Source organism: Rathayibacter sp. VKM Ac-2760, from assembly GCF_009834185.1.
Classification (GTDB): Bacteria; Actinomycetota; Actinomycetes; order Actinomycetales; family Microbacteriaceae; genus Rathayibacter.
Window position 1 is genome coordinate 3,297,834 of the sequence record NZ_CP047173.1, and the last position, 21,464, is coordinate 3,319,297.

A 21,464-nucleotide genomic window follows, 5' to 3' on the forward strand; every position below is an offset into this window, starting at 1 on the left:
TCAGGCTCCGGGCGGCGTCTCGGGAGCCTTGGCGAAGACGCCGGAGCGGAAGAAGGCGAAGGCCTTGGCGACCTTCTCGGGGCTGCCGGCGACGACGAGGGTGTCGCCGGGGAACACCCGGAAGTCGGGGGCGGGAGCAGGATTGGCCGCGTCGCCGCGGACGACGGCGACGACGGTCAGGCCGACGATGCCGCGGTCGGCCGGCTTGCCGAGCTGCTGCCCCGCGATGTGGTCGTCGTAGTCGACGGTGAACCAGTCGATCGAGAGGCCGGGGATCTGATCGAGCGCGGTGAGCGACTCGGTGATCTGGGTGCCGCCGAGCAGCTCGGCGAGGGTGTGCGCCTCGTCGTCACTGAGGCGGAGCGAGACCTTGGCGCCGTCCTGGTCGCCCTCGGCGAAGGTGATCAGGTCGCTGTGGCCGGAGCGGTGCGCGATGACGCCGACCTTCCCGCCGTCCGCGGTGAGGAAGGTGTGCAGAACGCCGACACCGGGCAGCTTGACCCTGCGGACCTCGACCATGCGTGCTCCATCCGCGCCTGACGGCGCTCCGACCTCGGGGGATGCCCCCAGTTTAGGCGGGCAGCCCCCCTCCCCCGCGGCCGTTCGCCCACGGAGGACCCGCCGACCGGCCGCCGCCGCCGAGGCGTCCTCGAAGTACGCAGATCCGCGATTCCTCCGCGGCCGCACCCCCGAGCAGGCGCTCCTCGACGAGTAGCGCCGGGAGGACCGCCTCCGCGCCCTCGTCAGCGGCCTCGTCCGCTGGCGCCGGCAGTACGCCTACGCCGCACGCCCGATGCTCGCCGCTCTCGCGCGCGCCGGAGTCCACCCCGGCGAGACGGCCTCGAACGGTCGAAGCGTCCAGCTGCTGCAGGACGTCTCGACCGTTCGGGGACGCCTCGGCGGGGCCGCCGGCTAGCTGGGCTGGTACGGGGCGACGACGACCTCGACACGCTGGAACTCCTTGAGGTCGGAGTAGCCGGTGGTCGCCATCGAGCGGCGCAGGGCGCCGATCAGGTTCGCAGTGCCGTTCGCGTCGGTCGCGGGGCCGTAGAGCACCTGCTCCAGGGTGCCGACGGTGCCGACCTCGACGCGGCGGCCGCGCGGGAGCTGCTGGTGGTGCGCCTCCGCCCCCCAGTGCCAGCCGCCGCCGGGGGCGTCGGTCGCGCGGGCGAGCGCCGAGCCGAGCATCACGGCGTCCGCGCCGACCGCGATGGCCTTCACGATGTCGCCGGAGGTGCCCAGGCCGCCGTCCGCGATCACGTGCACGTAGCGGCCGCCGGACTCGTCGAGGTAGTCGCGGCGAGCGCCGGCGACGTCCGCGACCGCCGTGGCCATCGGCGCCTGGATGCCGAGCGTCGCACGCGTCGTCGAGGCGGCACCGCCGCCGAAGCCGACGAGGACGCCCGCGGCGCCCGTGCGCATCAGGTGCAGCGCCGCGGTGTAGGTCGAGGCGCCGCCGACGATGACGGGCACGTCGAGCTCGTAGATGAACTTCTTCAGATTCAGCGGCTCGGTGTCCCGCGAGACGTGCTCCGCCGACACCGTCGTCCCGCGGATGACGAAGACGTCCACCCCCGCGTCGACGACGGTCTGGTACAGCTCAGCGGTCCGCTGCGGCGACAGCGCGCCGGCGACCGTCACGCCGGCAGCGCGGATCTCGGCCAGCCGCGCCGTCACCAGCTCCGGCTTCACCGGCTCCGAGTAGATCTCCTGCATGCGCTGCGTCGCGCGCTCCGCCGGCAGCTCCCGGATCTCCGCGAGCAGCGGCTCCGGGTCCTCGTAGCGCGTCCACAGCCCCTCGAGATCGAGGACGCCCAGCGCCCCCAGCCGCCCCAGCGTGATCGCCGTCGCCGGCGACACCACCGAGTCCATCGGCGCCGCCAGGATCGGAGTGCTGAACTGGTACGCGTCGATCGCCCACTTCACCGACACCACCTCCGGATCGCGGGTCCGGCGGCTCGGGACGACCGCGATGTCGTCGAAGGCGTACGCGCGGCGAGCGCGCTTGGCGCGCCCGATCTCGATCTCCATGGCGCCGAGTTTACCGGTGGCTCGCTCCTCGCTTCGCTCGTCGCTCACCCGCGGTCGGCTCGAGCGCATGGTCGCGTCCCGTAGAGCGTCCTGCGTCCGCGCACGCCGATCCGCTGGCACGCGGATCGCCGGATAGCGCTCCCACCTTCCGAACGTCCGCGTTCGATCGCCCACGCTCAGAGGCGAGCCGACGCGCCGACGCAGGCGCGGGTGGGGCAGTCGCGGCGGGCGCCGCCCGCTCGCGCTGCCGACAGCAGGCGCAGTCGCGGCGGCGCTTCAGCGCCGCTCGCGCTGCGTCCTTCGGTCTTCAGAAGGGACCGTGAGCCCCGAGTGGGAGGTGGCGGATCGTGATGGCGGCCCCTCCGGCGTGGTGGGCGTATGGGCCGAAGGCCCATCGGGCAGAGGGGCCGCCATCACGATCCGACGCCGACCCCCACCAGAACTCCCCCGCCAGCACCAGCAGCCGGCCAGCAGCCAGCCAGCAACCAGCCAGCAGCGATCAGCGCCGGTAGTTCGGCGCCTCCACCACCATCTGCACATCGTGCGGGTGCGACTCCTTCAACCCGGCGGCCGTGATCCGCACGAACTTCCCCCGCTCCTTCAACTCGCCGATCGTCCGCGCGCCGACGTAGAACATCGACTGCCGCAGCCCCCCCGCCAGCTGATACGCCACGTTGGCCAGCGGCCCGCGATACGGCACCTGCCCTTCGATGCCCTCCGCGATCAGCTTGTCGTCGGTGGGGACGTCGGACTGGAAGTAGCGGTCCTTGGAGTAGGACGTGCGCTCGCCGCGGGTCTGCAGGGCGCCGAGGGAGCCCATGCCGCGGTAGGTCTTGAACTGCTTGCCGTTCTGGAAGACGAGGTCGCCGGGGCTCTCGGCGCAGCCGGCGAGGAGTGAGCCGAGCATGACGGTGTCGGCGCCCGCGACGAGGGCCTTGGCGATGTCGCCGGAGTACTGCAGGCCGCCGTCGGCGATCACGGGGACGCCGGACTCGCGGGCGGCGAGCGACGCCTCGTAGACGGCGGTGACCTGGGGCACGCCGACTCCGGCGACGACGCGGGTGGTGCAGATGGAGCCGGGTCCGACGCCGACCTTGATGGCGTCGGCGCCCGCGTCGACGAGCGCCTGGGCGCCGGAGCGGGTGGCGACGTTGCCGCCGATGACGTCGACGCCGGCGAAGGCGGAGTCGGCCTTGAGGCGGCGGATGATCTCGAGCACGCCGGCCGAGTCGCCGTTGGCGGTGTCGACGACGAGCACGTCGACTCCGGCGTCGAGCAGCGCGGTCGCGCGCTGCCAGGCGTCGCCGAAGAAGCCGATGGCGGCGCCGACGCGCAGGCGCCCCTCCTCGTCCTTCGTTGCGTTCGGGTACTGCTCGGACTTGTCGAAGTCCTTGACCGTGATGAGGCCGGCGAGCTTGCCCTGCGCGTCGACGAGGGGCAGCTTCTCGATCTTGTGCTGCGCGAAGAGCGCGATGACCTCGCTGTCGGGGATGCCGACGCGGCCGGTGATGAGGCCGGAGCTCGTCATCACGTCGCGGACGAGGGTGCTCGCCTTCTCGAACGGCGAGACGAAGCGCATGTCGCGGTTGGTGATGATGCCGACGAGCACGCCGGCCGAGTCGACCACGGGGAGCCCGCTGATCCGGTACTGACCGCAGAGCTCGTCGACCTGCGCGACGGTCGCGTCGGGCGTCGTCGTGACGGGGTTGGAGACCATGCCCGACTCGCTGCGCTTGACGCGGTCGACCTGGTCGGCCTGGTCGGCGATGGAGAGGTTGCGGTGCAGGACGCCGAAGCCGCCCTGGCGTGCCATCGCGATCGCCATCCGCGACTCGGTGACGGTGTCCATCGCCGCGGAGAGCAGCGGTGTCGCGACCGTGATGCGCTTCGTCAGGCGGGACGCCGTGTCGGCCTCGCTCGGGATGACGTCGGTGTGCCCGGGGAGGAGCATGACGTCGTCGTAGGTGAGTCCGAGGAATCCGAAGGGATCCGGCTGGTCCATCAATGCCCCTTTTGCAGGTCGAGCGGGTGCCCGGAGGTGGAGGTGGCGCGTCCGGTCACGGGTGTCCCGGATGCTCAAGCTTAAGCGCGCGAGGGCGCCGGGTATTCCGGCGCCGGAGCCCGCGGGAGGTGCCCCGGACGCGCGCGCGACCCGTGCGGGGGACACGGGAGCGCTCTCCGCCCCGCATAATGTCGTCACGCAGTAGTGCAGGTGGGGAAACACCGCCGACACATGCGGAACGTATGGTCAACCAACGTTGTTTGACGACGGCGATCCGGGCGCGCCCGGGGACCCCATCCGTCTGTGCACCCTGACGAGAGGTAGACGTCTTGCTCACAGCCAGCCGTTCGACGCGCCACAAGCGCGCGACGACCCTGCATCCGACGGACCGGGAGGCCCCCCGTGCCTAGACGGCTCCTCCCACGCCGAGGCTTCCGCAAAGGCCTCGTCGCGCTCGGCCTGCTCGCCGCGACCCTCGGCGGCGTCCTCGCCGCCGCGCCGGCCGCGACGGCCGAGACCACCGCCGACCAGTCGATCATCGCCTGGGTCCGCGTGCAGGGCACGAACGAGAACCTGGTGGGGGTGACCGTCGAGCTCGGCGGCGACGCCACCGCGACGCTCACCACGGGCGACGACGGCCGCGCCGTCTTCCCGCTCGAGGAGGCCGGCACGTTCAGCGTGACGGTCGACGAGGCGACGCTCCCCGCCGACAAGGGCTACCCCGCAGCGGGGCAGAACCCGAAGCAGGTGAGCATCGTCGCCTCGCAGAACCAGATCGTGAACTTCATCGTCTCGACGGCGAACCCGATCGGGACCGGCGCGAGCGCCCCCGTCCCCTCCGACTCCGCCGCTCCCACGAGCCCGGCGACCGAGGGCACCACGGGCAACGACGCGACGAACCCCGACGGCACCTCGAACGCGGTGAACCAGCCGGTCTCGGCCGACACCTTCTGGATCATCTTCTGGCCCAAGGTCATCACCGGCCTGATCTTCGGACTCCTGATCGCCCTCGCGGCCATCGGCGCCTCGCTGATCTACGGCGTCACCGGTCTGAACAACTTCGCCCACGGCGAGCTGGTCACCTTCGGCGCGCTGATGGCCTACCTCTTCTCGGGCGTCTTCGGGCTGCCGGCGCTGCTGGCGATCCCGATCGCGGTGGTCCTCGGCGGAGCGTTCGGCTTCGTGCAGGACGGCCTGCTCTGGAAGCCGCTGCGCAAGAAGGGGATCCAGCTGATCCCGCTGATGATCGTGACGATCGGCCTCTCACTGGCCCTGCGCTACGTCTTCGTCTTCTTCTTCGGCGCCGACCGGCTCTCGCTGCCCAACAGCACGGCCCCGTTCTTCACGGTGCCCGAGCTCGGCATCAGCCTGAAGTTCACCGACCTCGTCGGCGCCGCCATCGGCGTCGTCTGCATCGTCGGCGTGGCCCTGCTGCTCACCAAGACGAAGATCGGCAAGGCGATGCGGGCGGTGTCCGACAACCGGGCCCTCGCCTCCGCCTCGGGCATCAACGTCGAGCGCGTCATCCGCGTGGTCTGGGTGCTCTCGGGCGCTCTCGCCGCGCTGGCCGGCGTCTACATCGGCTACTACCAGTCGCTGCGCTGGGACACCGGAGCGTCGATCCTGCTGCTGATCTTCGCGGCGATCACGCTCGGCGGCCTCGGCTCCGCCTACGGAGCACTGGTCGGCTCGCTCATCATCGGCCTGATGATGAACATCTCGACGATCTGGATCCCGGAGAACCTCAAGTACGTGGCTCCGCTCGTCCTCATGATCATCATCCTGCTGGTCAGACCGCAGGGCATCCTCGGTCGCAAGGAACGGATCGGCTGACACCATGAACCTCAACTTCATCTGGCTGGCGATCGGGCAGATCGTCGACCCCACCGTCGCCGCCTACGCGCTCGCGACCATCGGCCTGGTCATCCACTTCGGATTCACCGGCCTGCTCAACTTCGGCCAGGCCGGCTTCATGGCGGTCGGCGGCTACGCCTTCGCCATCACCTCGGTCAAGTTCGAGTGGCCCGTCTGGGGCTCCCTGCTCGCGACGATCGTCGCGGCGACCGTGTTCGCGCTCATCCTCGGCGTCCCGACGCTGCGGCTGCGGGCGGACTACCTCTCGATCGTCACGATCGCGGCGGCGGAGATCATCCGGCTCTCGGTCAAGACACCCGAGTTCTCGGCGGTCACCGGCGGCTCGGAGGGCATCAACGGCGCGGCGAAGGCGTTCAACGACCTCAACCCGCTGCCGGAGGGGCGCTTCGGCATCGGCATCCTGACCTACAACCAGGACCAGTGGTGGGTCCGCATCGTCGGCTGGAGCCTCGTGCTGCTGGCCTGCCTGCTGGTCTTCCTGCTGATGCGCAGCCCCTGGGGCCGCGTCATCAAGGGCATCCGCGAGGACGAGGACGCCGTGCGCTCGCTCGGCAAGAACGTCTTCTCCTACAAGATCCAGGCGCTGATCCTCGGCGGCGTGCTGGGCGGCCTGGCCGGAGCGCTGTTCATCCTGCCGCGCTCGCTGCAGCCCGACAACTACGGCACCCAGCTCACGTTCTTCCTCTACACGATCATGCTGCTGGGCGGCGCCGCGACGGTCTTCGGACCGGTCGTCGGCTCGATCATCTTCTGGGTCGTCCTCGGTCTGACCGACGGACTGCTCACGCTCGGGATCGACACCGGGGTCCTCAACAACGACCTCATCAAGCTCACCACCGTGCAGACCGGACCGATCCGGTTCATCGTGGTCGGTGTGGCCCTCATGCTCCTGGTGATCTTCAGACCCCAGGGGATCTTCGGCAAGAAGAAGGATCTGCACTTTGCCTAAAACGCCGGTCTCGGACATCACCGAGCAGGAAATCGTCCCCGGGGTCGTCAAGAAGGACCCCATCCTCGTCGCCGACGGCGTCAGCCGCCGCTTCGGCGGACTCACCGCGGTCGACGTCGCCCACGTCGAGATCCCGCGCGGCTCGATCACGGCCCTGATCGGCCCGAACGGCGCCGGCAAGACCACGTTCTTCAATCTGCTCACGGGCTTCGACAAGCCCAACACGGGCCGCTGGAACTTCAAGGGCAAGAACCTCGCGAACGTCCCGGCCTACCGGGTGTCGCGGATGGGCATGGTGCGCACCTTCCAGCTCACCAAGGCTCTCGGCGGCATGACGGTGCTCGAGAACATGCTCCTCGGCGCGAAGGGCCAGAAGGGCGAGAACATCCTCACCTCGCTGATCCGGCCGCTGTGGTCGAAGGAGGAGGAGACGATCGAGACGCGGGCGATCCGCCTGCTCGAGAAGTTCAAGCTCGACACCAAGAAGGACGACTACGCCTCGAGCCTCTCGGGCGGTCAGAAGAAGCTGCTCGAGATGGCGCGCGCGCTGATGTCGGAGCCCGAGCTGGTCATGCTCGACGAGCCGATGGCGGGCGTGAACCCGGCGCTGACGCAGTCGCTGCTGGGGCACATCGTCAATCTCAAGGACGAGGGCATGACCGTCCTCTTCGTCGAGCACGACATGCACATGGTCAACACCATCGCCGACTGGGTGATCGTGATGGCCGAGGGCAAGGTCGTCGCCGAGGGCCCGCCCTCGACGGTGATGAACGACCCCGCGGTCATCGACGCCTACCTCGGCGCGCACCACGACACCGACCTCGGCACGATCGAGGGCCAGCTCGAGGTGGCGGAGGAGATGGACTCGGACCTGGTCCGCGAGGACGTCGAGAAGCGGGCGGAGGAGGCCGGCGTCGAGGTGCACCCGCACCCCGACGACGCGCCGGCCGCGAGCACCGCGGCGCCCGCCACGGCCTCCCCGGCGGTCGCGCACGCCGCGGAGCCCGCCCCCGCGGAACCCACCGCCGGCTCCGCCCCGACGAGCATCGCGCCGACCACCGACGCACCCGCCGTCGACTTCGGAAAGGACGAGAAGTGACCCAGAACACACTCGAGACGCACGACCTCCACGCGGGGTACGTGCCGGGGGTCAACATCCTCAACGGGTCGAACGTCTACGTGAAGAAGGGCGAGCTGGTCGGCATCATCGGCCCGAACGGCGCCGGCAAGTCGACGCTGCTGAAGGCGATGTTCGGCCTGGTCAACATCCGCCAGGGCACGGTGCTGCTGAACGGCGAGGACATCACCGGCTTCAAGGCCGACAAGCTGGTCTCGAAGGGCGTCGGCTTCGTGCCGCAGAACAACAACGTCTTCCCGTCGCTCACCATCGAGGAGAACCTCGAGATGGGCATGTACCAGAAGCCGAAGATGTTCAAGGAGCGGCTCGACTTCGTCACCGAGCTCTTCCCCGAGCTGACCAAGCGCCTCAAGCAGCGCTCCGGGTCGCTCTCGGGCGGCGAGCGCCAGATGGTCGCGATGTCGCGGGCGCTGATGATGGATCCGTCGATGCTCCTGCTCGACGAGCCCAGCGCGGGCCTCTCGCCGATGCGTCAGGACGAGACCTTCGTCAACGTCCAGCGGATCAACCGGGCCGGCGTCTCGATCATGATCGTCGAGCAGAACGCCCGCCGCGCACTGCAGATCTGCGATCGCGGCTACGTGCTCGACCAGGGCCGCGACGCCTACGAGGGTCCGGGACGTGAGCTGATGAACGACCCGAAGGTGATCGAGCTCTACCTCGGGACGCTCGCGACGACCAACGAGGTCACCACGAGCACGCCGACCGTCGGCGGCTAGCCCGTCGCACCGACCGGGGTCCGTCTCCCGCCGCGAGGCGGGGCGGGCCCCGTCGTCGTCCGGGCCCCGTCGTCGTCCAGGCCCCGTCGTCGTCCAGGAGCCGTCGTCGTCCAGGAGGAGGACCGGATGCGCCGCACCGCCGCGTCGCCCGCCGCCGCCCTCGTCGGCGCGATCACCGCACTCCTGCTCGCCGGCTGCGCCCCCGCCGCCGCGACCCGGCTGCCCGAGGGCGTCTCGGTCGCCGTGCAGCAGAACCGCGACGACTACGGCCCCCGGCGGATCGAGGTGCTGGTCACCAACGACTCCGCCGCTCCGCTCGAGGTCGCGCGGGCGAGCCTGGAGTCCTCCGCCTTCACCGGGGCGGCCGAGTCGAGCCGGGCGACGACCGTCCGCCCCGGCACGACGACGGCGCTCCGGCTGCAGCTCGCGCCGCCGGACTGCGCCGACGCGGAGGGCGACGGCACCGACGCCGCCGACGGCACCGCCGCCGACGCCGCCGCCGCCGCCGCGAGCGTCCGCCTCGACTTCACCCAGGGCGACGCCTCGGGCTCGGCCGTCGTGACGCCCGACGATCCGCTCGGCAGCCTCCCGCGCATCCACGCCGAGGACTGCCTCGCGCAGCGGGTCGCCGGGATCGTCTCGATCGAGCCCGGGGACAGCGTGTCCGTGGCCGAGGAGGGCGGCGAGGCCGTCGCGCACCTCGGCGTCGTCCTCACGCCGACCGGGGCGCCGGGGAGCGTCTCGATCGCCTCGATCGGACGCACGATCCTCCTCCGCCCGGCCTCCGGCGCCGACTCCTGGCCCGTCGGCGCGCGGCTCGACGCCGGCGCCGCTCCCGTCCGCTTCGACCTCCCGATCCTGCCGAGCAACTGCAATACCCACACCGTCTCGGAGGACAAGCGGGGCACCTTCCTGCCCGTCGCGGTCGCGCTCGAGGACGGCACGACCGGCGTCGTCGCGGTCGGCGTGAGCGACGCCGTGCGCGGCGAGCTGTACCGCTTCATCGCCGAGGACTCCTGCCACTGGGAGTGACCGGGACCGGTCTCGACAACGAGTCTCTCTCTCCGCCCGCCTCCCCCCTCCGAGGGCCAAGCCGGAGGGCGCCGTGCCGTAATTTTGGTGACACGGAACATCGGCGCAGAACGGATCGGCTCCCGGCTCCCCTCCTGATCAGAGGCGGATTCCGGGCTCCTCCCGCACCGACTCCCTCCCCTTCCGCGGCCGCATCCGGGCCGCGGTCCTCGCCTTCGAAGGAGCCGACCCATGAAGAGCTACACCCCCGCGCCCGTCGCCCTCGGTGCCACCTTCGGCACCGGTGCCATCGGGGACTACGAGCGCTGGAGCGTCGTCGGCGTCTACGCGCAGGTCGTGATCGCCGAGACCACCGGCGGCAAGCGCCGCAACTACAGCCGCTCGTTCGTCACCTACCGCCTGGCGCAGGAGGCGGAGCTGCTCCGCGCCTCCTGAGCCGCACCGGCCCCGAGCACCCCTCGAGCGCGCGTCCTCCGTCAGGCGGACGCGCGCTCGATCAGTTCGGTGGGCAGGATGATCGCGGCCGGCCGCTCCCCCGCGATGCTCTGCAGCAGCAGTCGCACCATCTCGGCGCTGATCCGGTGGAACGGCTGGCGCATGGTCGTGAGCGCCGGCTCGGTCGAGAGCGCGACGCTCGAGTCGTCGAAGCCGCCCACCGCGACGTCCTCCGGGACGCGCCGGCCGGCGCGGTGCAGGGCGTCGATCGCCCCGGCGGCCATCCGGTCGTTCGCCGCGAAGACGGCGTCGAGGTCCGGCCGCGCGGCGAGCAGCTCGGTCATCGCCGCGTCGCCGCTGGCCCGGCTGTAGTCGCCGTAGCGGACGAGCACCTCGTCGTAGTCGTCGCCGAGCTCGCGCCGATAGCCCGCCAGGCGGGTGAGGCCGCCCGGCATGTCCGGCGGGCCGGCGATCGTCGCGATCCGGCTGCGCCCCCGGGAGCGGAGGAAGGCGACCATCTCGTGCGCGCCCTCCTCGTCGTCGGCCGCGACGTAGCCCATCCGCTTCTCGTAGCCGAGCGGGATGCCGCAGGCGATGGCGGGGACGGCGAGGTCCTGGATCTCGCGCAGCAGTCCCTGACCGCCGTGCGCGGAGACCAGCAGCACGCCGTCCACGTGACCGGCGCCGAGGTAGGAGAGCGCCCGCTTCTGCTCGGCCCGGTTCCCGGCCATGATCAGCACGAGCGAGACGTCCCGCTCGGCGAGCGCGGCCGCGGCGCCGGTGAGCAGGGTCGAGAAGTTCGGGTCCTCGAAGAGGAGCTGGTGCTCCTCGGTGAGGAGGAAGGCGACCGAGTCGGTCCGGTTCGTCGCCAGGCTGCGCGCGTGCGGATTGACCCGGTAGCCGGTCTTCTTGATCGCGGCGTCGACCGCCGACTTGGCCTCGGGGCTGACCCACTTGCCGCCGTTCAGCACCCGGGAGACGGTCCCGCGCGAGACGCCGGCCTCGAGCGCGACGTGCTCGATCGTCGGGCGCTGTCGGCCGGAGGCGGTGGTCACCCGGCCAGCTTAGGGCGCGGGCCCCTCGCCGCTCGCGCGCGGGCCGCGGTCACGCCTTCACCGCTCCGGCCGCCAGGTCGACCTTCCAGAAGCGCTGGAGCACCAGGAAGATCGCGATCAGCGGGATGACCGACAGCAGCGCGCCGGTGATCACGAGCGTGTAGAGCGACGGGGCGGACGCGCCCTGGTTGAGCAGGCCGTTCAGGCCGACCGTGAGCGGGAACAGCTCGTCGTCGCCGAGCATGATGTACGGCAGCATGAAGTTGTTCCAGATCGCGACGAACTGGAAGAGGAAGATCGTCACCAGTCCGGGCAGCAGCATCGGCGTCGCGATGCGGGTGAAGACGTACATCTCGCCGGCGCCCTCGGTGCGCGCCGCCTCGATCACGTCGGTCGGCACCGCGGCCGCCGCGTAGATCCGGGCCAGGTAGATGCCGTAGGGGCTGATGATCTGCGGCAGCAGCACGCCCCAGAAGGTGTTGGTCAGGCCGACGTTCGCGAGCAGGAAGTACTGCGGGATGGCGAGGATGACGCCGGGCACCAGCACACCCATCAGCAGGACGTTGAAGACGACCTTCTTGCCGGGGAACTCGAACTTGGCGAGCACGTAGCCGGACAGCGCCGAGATCCAGGTCGAGGCGATCGCGCCGAGGCCGGCGTAGAGCGCGGTGTTGAGCATCCAGCGCCAGAAGAGTCCGTCGCGGTAGGAGGACAGCGCCGCGATGTTGTCGAGCAGGTGGGCGCTCGGCGCGAGGGTGAACGTCGAGAACAGCTCGCCGCCGTCCTTCGTCGAGGCCATCAGCACCCAGAAGACCGGGAACAGGCAGTAGAGAGCGCCGACGAGCAGGACGCCGGTGGAGAGGGCGCTGGGGCGCTCACGGCTGGCGAGCGGGGAGCGCGACGAGCGCGCGGGGCGCGAGGGCGCCGACGACGACGGGCGGGTGGCGAGGGAGGTCATGGATCAGTCCTCTTGTCCGAAGGCTCGCTTCTGCACGACCCGCAGGAAGACGAAGGAGATGATGAAGGTGGCCAGCGCGATGACGACCGAGGTCGCCGCGGCGGAGTAGACGTCGTCGCGGGTGAACGCGTCGCGGTAGACGAGCATCAGCGGCGACCAGCTGGTCGAGAGGCTGTTGGTGAGCGGGCGGAGCGTGGTCGGCTCGGCGAAGACCTGCAGCGTCGCGACCATCGAGAACAGCGCGGTCATCACCAGCGCGGGCGCCAGGATCGGGATCTTGATGCGCAGGGCGATCTGCACCTCGCTGGCACCGTCGATCCGTGCCGCCTCGTAGATGTCGCTCGGCACGGCCTTGAGCGAGGTGTAGATGACGATCATGTTGAAGCCGACGCCGCCCCAGAGCGCGATGTTCGCGATGCCGAAGATCACCGCTCCCGAGGAGAGCACGCTCGGCACCTCCCAGCCGAGGGAGTCGAAGACGAAGTAGAAGGGGCTCACCGCCGGCAGGTAGAGGAAGCCCCAGAGCAGCGAGCTGATCACGGCCGGCACGGCGTAGGGCAGGAAGATCGAGATCCGCGAGAAGCCGACGGCGCGGGTGCGCTGCGAGTCGAGCAGCAGCGCGAACAGCAGCGCGAGGCCGAGCATGCACGGGATGAGGATGAGGCCGTAGAGCAGCACCCGGCCCACACTCGCGGCAAACTCCGGATCGGAGAGCGAGGCGGCGTAGTTCTCGAAGCCCGCGAAGACCTGCTTCTGCGCGCCGGAGCCGAGACCAAGGCCCGAGACCTGCTTCTTCTGGAAGCTGAGGAAGAGGGTGTAGACGATCGGCGCCGCCATGAAGGCGACGAAGAGCAGGATGCCGGGGGCGAGCATCGCGTAGGGGACGCCGACCCGCGCGCGCCAGCCGGTGCGGCCGGGGCGGCGGGGGGCGGGGCGGGTCGCGCGGTTCGGCGACGTGCCGCCGTCCGGCGCTCGGGAGATCGTGGGGGCGGTCATCGCGGATCCTCAACTGCTCGATGGGGTCGTGGCCGTGCAGGAGGAGGCCGCTGCACGCGGGGTGGCGCGGAGGCGGGGCCGGTGCCCCGCCTCCGCGGCCGTCACTTCACGGAGAAGCCGTTGGAGACGAGGTCGTCGGTGGTGATCTCCTGCATCGCGGCGACCGCGTCGACGAAGGCCTGCTTCGTCCTGGCGTCGGCGGCCTTCGCGAACTCGTCGTTGTAGGCGCTGAACGCCACGTTGACGTTCGGGCCGTAGGTGAACGAGGAGACCGCGTCGGAGGCCTCGGCGGCGACGTCGTAGAAGTCGGCCTGGTCGGCGAAGAACTCCGGCGAGGTCGTCAGCGCGTCGCTCGCGGCGGCGGTGGCGGCGGGGTAGACGCCCGAGATGTCGGCGAGGGCGGCGACCGCCTCCGGGTCGCTGTTCAGCCAGGTGGCGAACTCGACCGCTGCCTGGACGTGGTCGGACTGCGTCGTGACGGCCGTGCTCGAGCCGCCCCAGTTGCCGTTCGACGGCGCGGAGGCGTCCCACTGCGGCAGGGTCGCGGCGGTCCAGAGACCGGCGGTGTCCGGTGCGTTGCCGCCCAGCACGCCGGGGGCCCAGACCGAGCTGATCCAGCCGACCTGCGAGCCGTCGTTCAGGCCCGCGTTCCACTCCGGGGTGTACATCGGCTTGTTGTCGATCGCGCCCTCCTCGACGAGGCCGCCCCAGTAGTCGGCGACCGTCTCGGTCGGGCCGGCGTCGATGTCGACTCCCCAGCTCTGGTCGTCGATCGACCACCAGGAGGCGCCGGCCTGCTGCGCGAGGCCGGCGAACCAGCCCGCGTCGTTGGCCGAGAAGGTGCCGAGGTACGTCGACGGGTCGGCGGCGTGGACGGCGCGCGCGACCTCCGCGTACTCCTCCCACGTCGTCGGGACCGACAGGCCGAGGCTGTCGAGGATGTCCGTGCGGTAGTAGGCCATCATCGGGCCCGAGTCCTGCGGGATCGCGTAGACCGCGTCGCCGCCCAGGGTCACGGAGGACCAGACGCCGTCGGAGTACTCGCCGGCCAGGTCGCCGGGCACCTCGCCGGCGATGTCCGCGAGCGCGTCGGACGCGACGAGGGTCGGGATCTTCTGGTACTCGGCCTGGATCAGGTCCGGAGCGCCGCTGCCGGCCTTGATCGCGGTGAGCAGCTTGGTGATGGCGGGGTCGCCGCCGTCCTGCTTGTTCACCGTGACCTGGATGTCGGGGTTCTGCTCGTTCCAGATCTCGACGACCTGCTCGAGGTTCGGGGCCCAGGCCCAGTAGTTGAGCGTGACGGGGCCGGACTCGCCCGCGTCGCCCGACGCGGTGCAGCCGGTGAGGGTCAGGGCGGCGGCAGCCGCGGTCGCGATGGCGGCCCTGCGGAGTGATGTGCGCATTCGTCCTCCTTGTCGAAGTGCTGTGGGGTGTGGTGCAACGGGCGCTCCGACGAGGGTGGACGACGGTGTACCTGTGAGCGGTTACAGTCACTCACACGCTGCGGCGGGCTGTCAACTCGGGATTGCGCCATGCATACGCGGGGCTCGGGGTCTCGTCGGTCCGGGCCGATGCGGCGATTTCCGTGCTAGAACTGGGAGCGCACACAGTCGAAGGAGATCGCAGCATGACCACCGACCTCAGCTCTTCCGCGCCGGACGCGGTGGCCGAGCAGCCCCGCCCCGCCGCCCTCGGCCGGCCGGGGAGGCCCCTCCTCGGCGGCCGCGCCGAGATCCGCTACGGCGGCGACTACAACCCCGAGCAGTGGCCCCGCGAGGTCTGGGACGAGGACATCGCCCTGATGCGCAGCGCCGGGGTGAACCTGGTCAGCGTCGGCATCTTCTCCTGGGCTCTGCTCGAGCCGCGCGAGGGCGAGTACGACTTCTCCTTCCTGGACGAGCTGATCGGCCTGCTGCACGACGCCGGGATCGACGTCGACCTCGCGACCCCGACCGCCGCTCCCCCGGCCTGGTTCTGGACGAAGTACCCCGATGCGCGCCCGGTGACCCGCGAGGGACTCACCCTCGGCTGGGGCTCCCGCGGCATGGTCGGCGCCAGCGCGCCGCAGTACCGCGCCGCGTGCGTCGCCCTGACCGAGCGGCTGGCCGCGCGCTACGCCGAGCACCCCGCCGTCGTGCTCTGGCACGTGCACAACGAGTACGGCGCCCCGATCAGCGAGGACTACTCCGAGCACAGCGTCCGCGCCTTCCGGCTCTGGCTGCAGGGCCGCTACGGCACGCTCGACGCGCTGAACGACGCCTGGGGAACGCTGTTCTGGGGGCAGGTCTACGGCGAGTGGGCGGAGATCGACGCCCCGCGCCTCTCCGCGAGCGTCGTCAACCAGACGCAGCGGCTCGACTTCGCCCGGTTCACCTCGCACGCGCTGCTGGAGTGCTATCGGGCCGAGCGCGACGCGATCAAGCGCTTCGCCCCGCTCACCCCCGTCACCACGAACTTCATGGCGACCAACTGCCCGTCGGTGGACCTCTGGAAGTGGCGCGACGAGGTCGACCTGGTCGCGAACGACCACTACCTCGTGGCGGAGCGGCGCGACAACCACGTGCTGCTGGCGATGGACGCCGATCTCACCCGCTCCCTCGCGGGCGGCGAGCCGTGGATCCTGATGGAGCACTCCACCTCGGCGGTCAACTGGCAGCCGCGCAACATCGCCAAGCGCCGCGGCGAGCTCGCCCGCAACAGCATGAGCCACCTGGCCCGCGGGGCCGACGCGATCCTCTACTTCCAGTTCCGCGCCTCGCGCTACGGCGCCGAGAAGTTCCACTCGGCGATGCTGCCGCACGCCGGCGTCGGCAGCCGGATCTGGAAGGAGGTGGTCGCGCTCGGCGACGAGCTCGCCGGCCTCTCCGAGGTGCTCGGCTCGACCGTGCGCGCGCGCACCGCGATCCTCTGGGACTGGGAGTCGTTCTGGGCGCAGGACCTCGAGTGGCGGCCCTCGGTCGAGCTCGAGCACCGCGAGCGCGTCGTCGCGTACTACACCGAGCTCTGGCGGCGCGGGGTGAGCGTCGACTTCGCGCACCCGCACGCCGACCTGTCCGGCTACGACGTCGTCCTGGCGCCCGCGCTCTACCTCGTCGACGACGAGTCGCAGGCGAACATCGAGGGCTACGTGCGGGCGGGCGGCACCTTCGTGGCGTCCTACTTCTCCGGCGTCGTCGACGAGAACGACGCCGTGCGGCCGGGAGGCGCTCCCGGTGCGTTCCGCGAGGTGCTCGGCGTGGCCGTGCCGGAGTTCCTGCCGCTCTACGCGGACCAGACGGTCGCCCTCAGCTCCGGCGCCCGGGCCACGGGCTGGGCGGAGGAGCTCGTGCTCGAGGGGGCGGACACGGTCGCCGCGTACCTGGACGGGCCGGCCGCCGGCGGTCCGGCGGTCACCCGGAACGGCTACGGCGCGGGCCGGGCCTGGTACGTCTCCACCCGGGTGAGCGGCGACGACCTCGGCGCGATCGTCGAGGACGCCCTGCGCGACGCCGGTCTCGAGGCCGGGCTCTCCCCCGAGGGTCTCGAGGTCGTGACGCGGGAGTCGGCCGATGCGGACTTCGTCTTCCACCTCAACCACTCCGAGGCGGACGTCACCGTCGACGCCACCGGCGTCGAGCTGCTGACGGGCGCGGAGTGCGCCGGCGTCCTCGTCGTCCCGGCGGGCCTCGTCCGCATCGTGCGCCGCGCGCGCTGACGCGGCGAGCTCGAACGCGGGATCTGCTGGGAAGAGACGCCTGCGCCGCAGGGGCGTATCGAAACCACCGTCACCAGCACGACCGGCGGACGCGGATCTCGATACGCCCGCTCCGCGGGCCACTCGATCAGCAAGGACCACCTGCTGGTCGAGTAGCCCCGCAGGGGCGTATCGAGACCCGCCGACCCCAGCGCGTCCGGCGGACGCCTCCGGGCTGCTCGATCGGCAGGCGTCCCGGGCACGACGAAGGGGCCCGGTCGGAGGACCGGGCCCCTTCGCGCGTCACGGCCGGAGCCGCGGGCGGGGTACTAGTTCAGCGAGCCGTCGACGGTCTCCTCGAAGGAGGTCGCGTTGCCGTCCGAGTACTTGTAGATCGAGACCGAGGCCTCGGTCGGGTCGCCGTTCTCGTCCCACGAGATCGGGCCGGAGAGGCCGTCGTAGTCGATGTCCTCACCGTCGGCGATCATCGCGGCGCAGTCGGCGAAGGTGGTGCACTTCGTGCCGCCCTCGGAGACCGACTGCAGGTTGTCGCGGATGGTCGCACCGTCGGTCGCGCCGCCCTGGAGCGCCGCGAGAGCGGCGAGCACCGTGGCGTCGTACGACTCGGGAGCGTAGCTGAACACCGTCAGCGCGGCGTTCCCCTGCTCCTCGACGAGCGCCTGGAGGTTCGACTGGAACTCGTCGGACGCCTGCACACCGGGGTTGGTGAACTGGGCGCCGGCGATGTCGACGTTCGTGTCCGCGTCGGTGATGACGCCGTAGTTGCCGTCCGTGCCGTAGAGGTTCGCGAAGTCGAAGCCCTTGGCCGCGAGCTGCTCCGCGATCGTCGTGATCTCGTCGAACGAGATGACCACGAGCGCGTCGGGGTTCGGGGCCAGCAGCGAGGTCAACGCCGAGTTGAAGTCGGTCGAGGCCGGCTCGAAGATCTCCTCGGCGGCGATGGTCGCGCCACCCGCCTCGAGGGTCTCCTTGATGTTCGACTCGAGGCCGGTGCCGTACGCGTCGTTCAGGTACAGGATCGAGACGTTGGTCTTGCCGTCGCCGAGGATCTTGTTGCCGAGGATGCGACCCTGGAGCACGTCCGAGGGGGCGGTGCGCCAGTAGTAGCCGTCGTCGTCGTAGGTGGTGAAGTCGGGCGAGGTGTTCGCCGGCGAGATCTGGACGACGCCCGCCTGGGTCACCTGGTCGATGAACGTCTTCGAGACGCCCGACGAGGCCGCACCGATGATGACGCTCGCGCCGTCGGCGATGAGGGACGTCGCGGACTGCGTCGCGATGTCGGTCGTGGTGTCGCCCGAGTCCTTCTGCTCCACGTCGATCGTGACGCCGGCGGCGGCGTCGTTGATGTCCTTGACCGCGAGGTCGACGCCCGCGATCTCGGGCGGGCCGAGGACGGCGAGGGTGCCGGTCTGGGGGAGGATGGTGCCGATCTTGAGGGACAGGCCGCCGGCCTCGCCGCCGTCGGTCCCCGTGTCGCCGCCGCCGCCGCTGGCGCAGCCGGCGAGGACGAGGGCACTGGCGCCCAGGATGGCGACTCCGCCGAGGGTTGCCCGGAGGGACCGCGCGCGAGCCGAGCCGGCCTTCGCGTAAACGCCCATGTTGCTCCTTGAGAGGTGATTGTCGTGGGAGCGGCGCCGGAGGCAACCGCTCGGCCAACCTAACCTCCGCGGCAGCCGTGAACAATACGGGGGTGTTTCAGATGCGTTTCGCGACCCGATCGTTACTTTTCGTCGTCGCGGCGCTCTGCGGCGACGCGATCCGCAGATCAGGCGCTCAGTCGGCGCCTCCGGCGCTCGGCGGCGACGAGGTCGGCTGAGAAGATCACCAGGGCCGCCCAGACCAGAGCGAAGCCGATCCAGCGCTCCGGCGGCATGGCCTCGTGCAGCACGAACGCACCGACGACGAACTGCAGGACCGGCGTCAGGTACTGGATGAAGCCGACGATCGAGAGCGGGAGCCGCCGGGCCGCGCCCGCGAACAGCAGCAGCGGGACGGCGGTGACGATCCCGGCCGAGGCGAGGATGAGCGCGTGCCCGGTGCCCTCGGTGCCGAGGGTCAGCCCGACGAGGGAGCCGACCACGGTCAGCTGCACGACCGCCAGCGGCGCGAGCCAGAGCGTCTCGAGCGTGAGCCCGCTGACCGCGTCCATCCGCCCGCCGACGCGGCTCTTGACGAGACCGTAGAGGCCGAAGGAGAAGGCGAGCACGAGCGAGACCCACGGGAACGCCCCGTAGCCGACGGCGATGACGAGCACCGCGACGGCGCTGACGCCCATCGCGACCCACTGCGCCGGACGGAGCCGCTCGCGCAGCACGATCACGCCGAGCAGCACCGTGACGAGCGGATTGATGAAGTAGCCCAGCGCCGCCTCGATCACGTGACCGGTGGTCGTCGCGATGACGTAGACCTGCCAGTTGACGTAGATGAGCACGCCGGCGATCGCCATCACCCCGAGCAGCTTCGGCTCGCGGAACAGCCCGGCGAAGCCGCGCCAGCTGCGGGTCACCGTCAGCAGGATCAGGCAGAAGACGAGCGAGAAGAGCACCCGCAGCGCGACGATCTCGAACGGGGAGGCCGGCGCCATCGCGATGAAGTAGAGCGGCATCGCGCCCCAGAGCAGGTAGGCGGCGAAGCCGAACCAGAGGCCGGTGGACGACATCGCGCCGCCGACGCCCTTCAGCGGGCCGGAGCCCTTCACGGGCAGGGCCTCGACGCCCTCGCCGGCCGCGGCGTCGCTCGTCGTCGGCGAGGCGGGATCGGCGGGGAGGCGGGAGGCGGGCACCCGTCCGATGCTACGCAGGCCCCGGGCCCGCGGACCGCCCGGAACGGTCACCGGACGTCAGGATCAGGCCACCGGTCGCGAAGAGGACCGCGGGCGGACGGCGAAGGGCCCGGCGACTCTCGTCACCGGGCCCTTCGGAGGATCCGTCTCTAGCGGACGACGACCGCGAGGACGTCGCGAGCGGAGAGGACCAGCAGGTCGTCTCCACCGAACTTGACCTCGGTTCCGCCGTACTTGGAGTAGATGACCTTGTCACCGACGGCCACGTCCAGCGGGACGCGGTTGCCGTTGTCGTCGATGCGGCCGGGGCCGACGGCGACGACTTCGCCCTCCTGGGGCTTCTCCTTGGCGGTGTCGGGGATGACGAGACCGGACGCAGTGACCTGCTCGGCCTCGACCTGCTTGATGACGATGCGATCTTCGAGCGGCTTGATGGACACCGACACGGTTGACCTCTTTCTTGACGACGACGGGGGCGGAGCGCCGCCGTTGGCAGACACGCTCCGAGAGTGCTAGCTCCACTGTAGAGGCTCGGCTGGCACTCGTGCAATCAGAGTGCCAGGCAGGCGCGCCGTGACGGTCGGAGGCCGTGGCCTAGCATGGCCGGATGCAACGCGCCGAGCTGGTCGAGCTCCTCTCCCCCGAGGGGCTGCGGCTCCTCGACTCCCTCGACGGCTACCGCTCCGACGACCTCGTACGGGCCGTCGCGTCGCTCCGCTCGGCCGGCCACTCGCCCGGCCTGGTCTCCGCCGTGCTGACGCAGGCGCGGCTGCGGGCGAAGGCGACCCGGAAGTTCGGCGAGTTCGCGCGGTCCATGCTCTTCACCGACGCCGGGCTCGAGCAGGCGACCCGCCTCCGGGTCGCGGCGCTGCACGCCGGCCGCTTCTCCGCGGCCGGGCTGACCCGCGTCGCCGACCTCGGCAGCGGTATCGGCGGCGATGCGCTCGCGATGGCGGCCATCGACCTCGAGGTCACCGCCGTCGACGCGGACGAGATCACCGCCACGCTCGCGAGCTTCAACCTCGCCCCGTTCCCCTCGGCGCGGGCCGTGCACGGCGACGCCGAGTCGTTCGACCTCGACGGCTTCGACGCGGTCTACCTCGACCCGGCGCGCCGCACGGCCGGCCACCGCGAGACGCGCCGGCTCGAGGATCCGGACGACTACTCGCCCTCGCTCGAGTTCGCCTTCGGCCTGGCCGCGGCGCGGCCGGTCGGCGTCAAGGTCGGGCCGGGCTTCGATCGCGACCGGATCCCCGCCGACGCCGAGGCGCAGTGGGTGTCGGTCGACGGCGAGCTCGTCGAGACGGGGATCTGGTTCGGCGCGCTCGCACGGCCGGGCGTCCGCCGCTCCGCCCTGCTGCTCGGCTCGGCCGGCGCGGTCGAGCTGACCGCGCCCGCGGACAGCGAGGACGAGGAAGTGGGCGAGCTGGGCGCGTTCGTCCACGAGCCGGACGGCTCGGCGATCCGCGCGCGCCTGCTCGGCGAGCTGGCCCGCACGAGCGGTTCGCGGATGCTGTCGCCCGGCATCGCCTACCTCACCGGCGACGAGCCGGCCGCCTCGCCGTTCCTGCGCAGCTTCCGCGTGCTCGCCGAGCTGCCGCTCGACGAGCGCACGCTGGCCCGCGAGCTGCGCGGCCGGGGCATCGGGGTGCTCGAGATCAAGAAGCGCGGTGTCGACATCGATCCGGCGCGCTTCCGCAGGAAGCTCGGCCTCAGCGGGCGGGGCAGCGCCGTCCTGATCCTCACCCGGATCCAGGGGCGCCACCGCGCCCTGCTGGCCGAGCGGGCGTCCTGACCG

Annotated in this window: 18 protein-coding genes; 8 read left to right on the forward strand and 10 right to left on the reverse strand. The window is 71.1% G+C overall.

Annotated features, from left to right (window positions below; all coding sequences use genetic code 11):
• The 3 genes from GSU72_RS14965 to guaB all read right to left on the reverse strand — a co-directional run bounded on the left by GSU72_RS14965 (position 1) and on the right by guaB (position 4,033).
• Complete coding sequence (locus tag GSU72_RS14965) at positions 1–519, reverse strand: TrkA C-terminal domain-containing protein (RefSeq protein WP_123445096.1); 519 nt, start codon at positions 517–519, stop codon at positions 1–3.
• A 393-nt stretch (positions 520–912) separates the two neighbouring features.
• The gene (locus GSU72_RS14970) at positions 913–2,031 is read right to left on the reverse strand and encodes a GuaB3 family IMP dehydrogenase-related protein (protein ID WP_159985768.1); all 1,119 of its coding nucleotides are present in this window, start codon (positions 2,029–2,031) and stop codon (positions 913–915) included.
• A gap of 499 nt (positions 2,032–2,530) precedes the next feature.
• On the reverse strand, positions 2,531–4,033 hold the full coding sequence (gene guaB / locus GSU72_RS14975; RefSeq protein WP_159985769.1) for an IMP dehydrogenase: 1,503 nt from the start codon (positions 4,031–4,033) through the stop codon (positions 2,531–2,533).
• 402 nt (positions 4,034–4,435) lie between these two features.
• Here guaB and GSU72_RS14980 point away from each other — a divergent pair, with 402 nt between their 5' ends.
• The 6 genes from GSU72_RS14980 to GSU72_RS15005 all read left to right on the forward strand — a co-directional run bounded on the left by GSU72_RS14980 (position 4,436) and on the right by GSU72_RS15005 (position 10,181).
• Entirely contained in the window at positions 4,436–5,866 is a 1,431-nt protein-coding gene (locus tag GSU72_RS14980) for a branched-chain amino acid ABC transporter permease (protein ID WP_244255838.1), read from the forward strand.
• A gap of 4 nt (positions 5,867–5,870) precedes the next feature.
• Positions 5,871–6,857 (forward strand): branched-chain amino acid ABC transporter permease, encoded by a 987-nt coding sequence (locus tag GSU72_RS14985; RefSeq protein ID WP_159985770.1) that lies wholly within the window; start codon positions 5,871–5,873, stop codon positions 6,855–6,857.
• Positions 6,850–7,956 carry an ABC transporter ATP-binding protein gene (locus GSU72_RS14990; RefSeq protein WP_159985771.1) on the forward strand — a complete coding sequence of 369 codons (1,107 nt, stop codon included), beginning with the start codon at positions 6,850–6,852 and terminating at the stop codon, positions 7,954–7,956. Before GSU72_RS14985 ends, GSU72_RS14990 begins: the two co-directional genes overlap by 8 nt.
• On the forward strand, positions 7,953–8,714 hold the full coding sequence (locus GSU72_RS14995; RefSeq protein ID WP_159985772.1) for an ABC transporter ATP-binding protein: 762 nt from the start codon (positions 7,953–7,955) through the stop codon (positions 8,712–8,714). The genes GSU72_RS14990 and GSU72_RS14995 overlap by 4 nt, the downstream gene beginning before the upstream one ends.
• Before the next feature lie 126 nt (positions 8,715–8,840).
• Positions 8,841–9,746: a hypothetical protein gene (locus GSU72_RS15000; protein ID WP_159985773.1), complete on the forward strand. Its 906-nt coding sequence runs from the start codon at positions 8,841–8,843 to the stop codon at positions 9,744–9,746.
• A gap of 231 nt (positions 9,747–9,977) precedes the next feature.
• Positions 9,978–10,181, forward strand: coding sequence for a hypothetical protein (locus tag GSU72_RS15005; RefSeq protein ID WP_123445088.1), 204 nt, complete (start codon positions 9,978–9,980; stop codon positions 10,179–10,181).
• A 41-nt stretch (positions 10,182–10,222) separates the two neighbouring features.
• On the opposite strand, the gene GSU72_RS15010 is transcribed toward GSU72_RS15005, so the two are convergent.
• The 4 genes from GSU72_RS15010 to GSU72_RS15025 all read right to left on the reverse strand — a co-directional run bounded on the left by GSU72_RS15010 (position 10,223) and on the right by GSU72_RS15025 (position 14,593).
• Positions 10,223–11,236, reverse strand: a complete 1,014-nt coding sequence (locus GSU72_RS15010) for a LacI family DNA-binding transcriptional regulator (RefSeq protein WP_159985774.1) — start codon at positions 11,234–11,236, stop codon at positions 10,223–10,225.
• Positions 11,237–11,285: 49 nt separating this feature from the next.
• The gene (locus tag GSU72_RS15015) at positions 11,286–12,194 is read right to left on the reverse strand and encodes a carbohydrate ABC transporter permease (protein WP_159985775.1); all 909 of its coding nucleotides are present in this window, start codon (positions 12,192–12,194) and stop codon (positions 11,286–11,288) included.
• A gap of 3 nt (positions 12,195–12,197) precedes the next feature.
• A complete protein-coding gene (locus GSU72_RS15020; RefSeq protein ID WP_159986864.1) occupies positions 12,198–13,067 on the reverse strand; it encodes a sugar ABC transporter permease in 870 nt (289 codons plus the stop codon).
• 224 nt (positions 13,068–13,291) lie between these two features.
• The gene (locus GSU72_RS15025) at positions 13,292–14,593 is read right to left on the reverse strand and encodes an extracellular solute-binding protein (RefSeq protein WP_159985776.1); all 1,302 of its coding nucleotides are present in this window, start codon (positions 14,591–14,593) and stop codon (positions 13,292–13,294) included.
• 224 nt (positions 14,594–14,817) lie between these two features.
• Here GSU72_RS15025 and GSU72_RS15030 point away from each other — a divergent pair, with 224 nt between their 5' ends.
• A complete protein-coding gene (locus GSU72_RS15030) occupies positions 14,818–16,884 on the forward strand; it encodes a beta-galactosidase (RefSeq protein WP_159985777.1) in 2,067 nt (688 codons plus the stop codon).
• A gap of 308 nt (positions 16,885–17,192) precedes the next feature.
• On the opposite strand, the gene GSU72_RS15035 is transcribed toward GSU72_RS15030, so the two are convergent.
• The 3 genes from GSU72_RS15035 to groES form a co-directional block, all read right to left on the reverse strand.
• Positions 17,193–18,482, reverse strand: a complete 1,290-nt coding sequence (locus GSU72_RS15035) for an ABC transporter substrate-binding protein (RefSeq protein ID WP_159985778.1) — start codon at positions 18,480–18,482, stop codon at positions 17,193–17,195.
• 167 nt (positions 18,483–18,649) lie between these two features.
• A complete protein-coding gene (gene rarD / locus GSU72_RS15040) occupies positions 18,650–19,543 on the reverse strand; it encodes an EamA family transporter RarD (protein WP_159986865.1) in 894 nt (297 codons plus the stop codon).
• Positions 19,544–19,815: 272 nt separating this feature from the next.
• Complete coding sequence (gene groES, locus GSU72_RS15045; protein ID WP_068251574.1) at positions 19,816–20,112, reverse strand: co-chaperone GroES; 297 nt, start codon at positions 20,110–20,112, stop codon at positions 19,816–19,818.
• 161 nt (positions 20,113–20,273) lie between these two features.
• Between groES and GSU72_RS15050 the strand changes: the two genes are divergently transcribed.
• A complete protein-coding gene (locus GSU72_RS15050) occupies positions 20,274–21,461 on the forward strand; it encodes a class I SAM-dependent methyltransferase (protein WP_159985779.1) in 1,188 nt (395 codons plus the stop codon).
• Positions 21,462–21,464 lie beyond the last annotated feature (3 nt).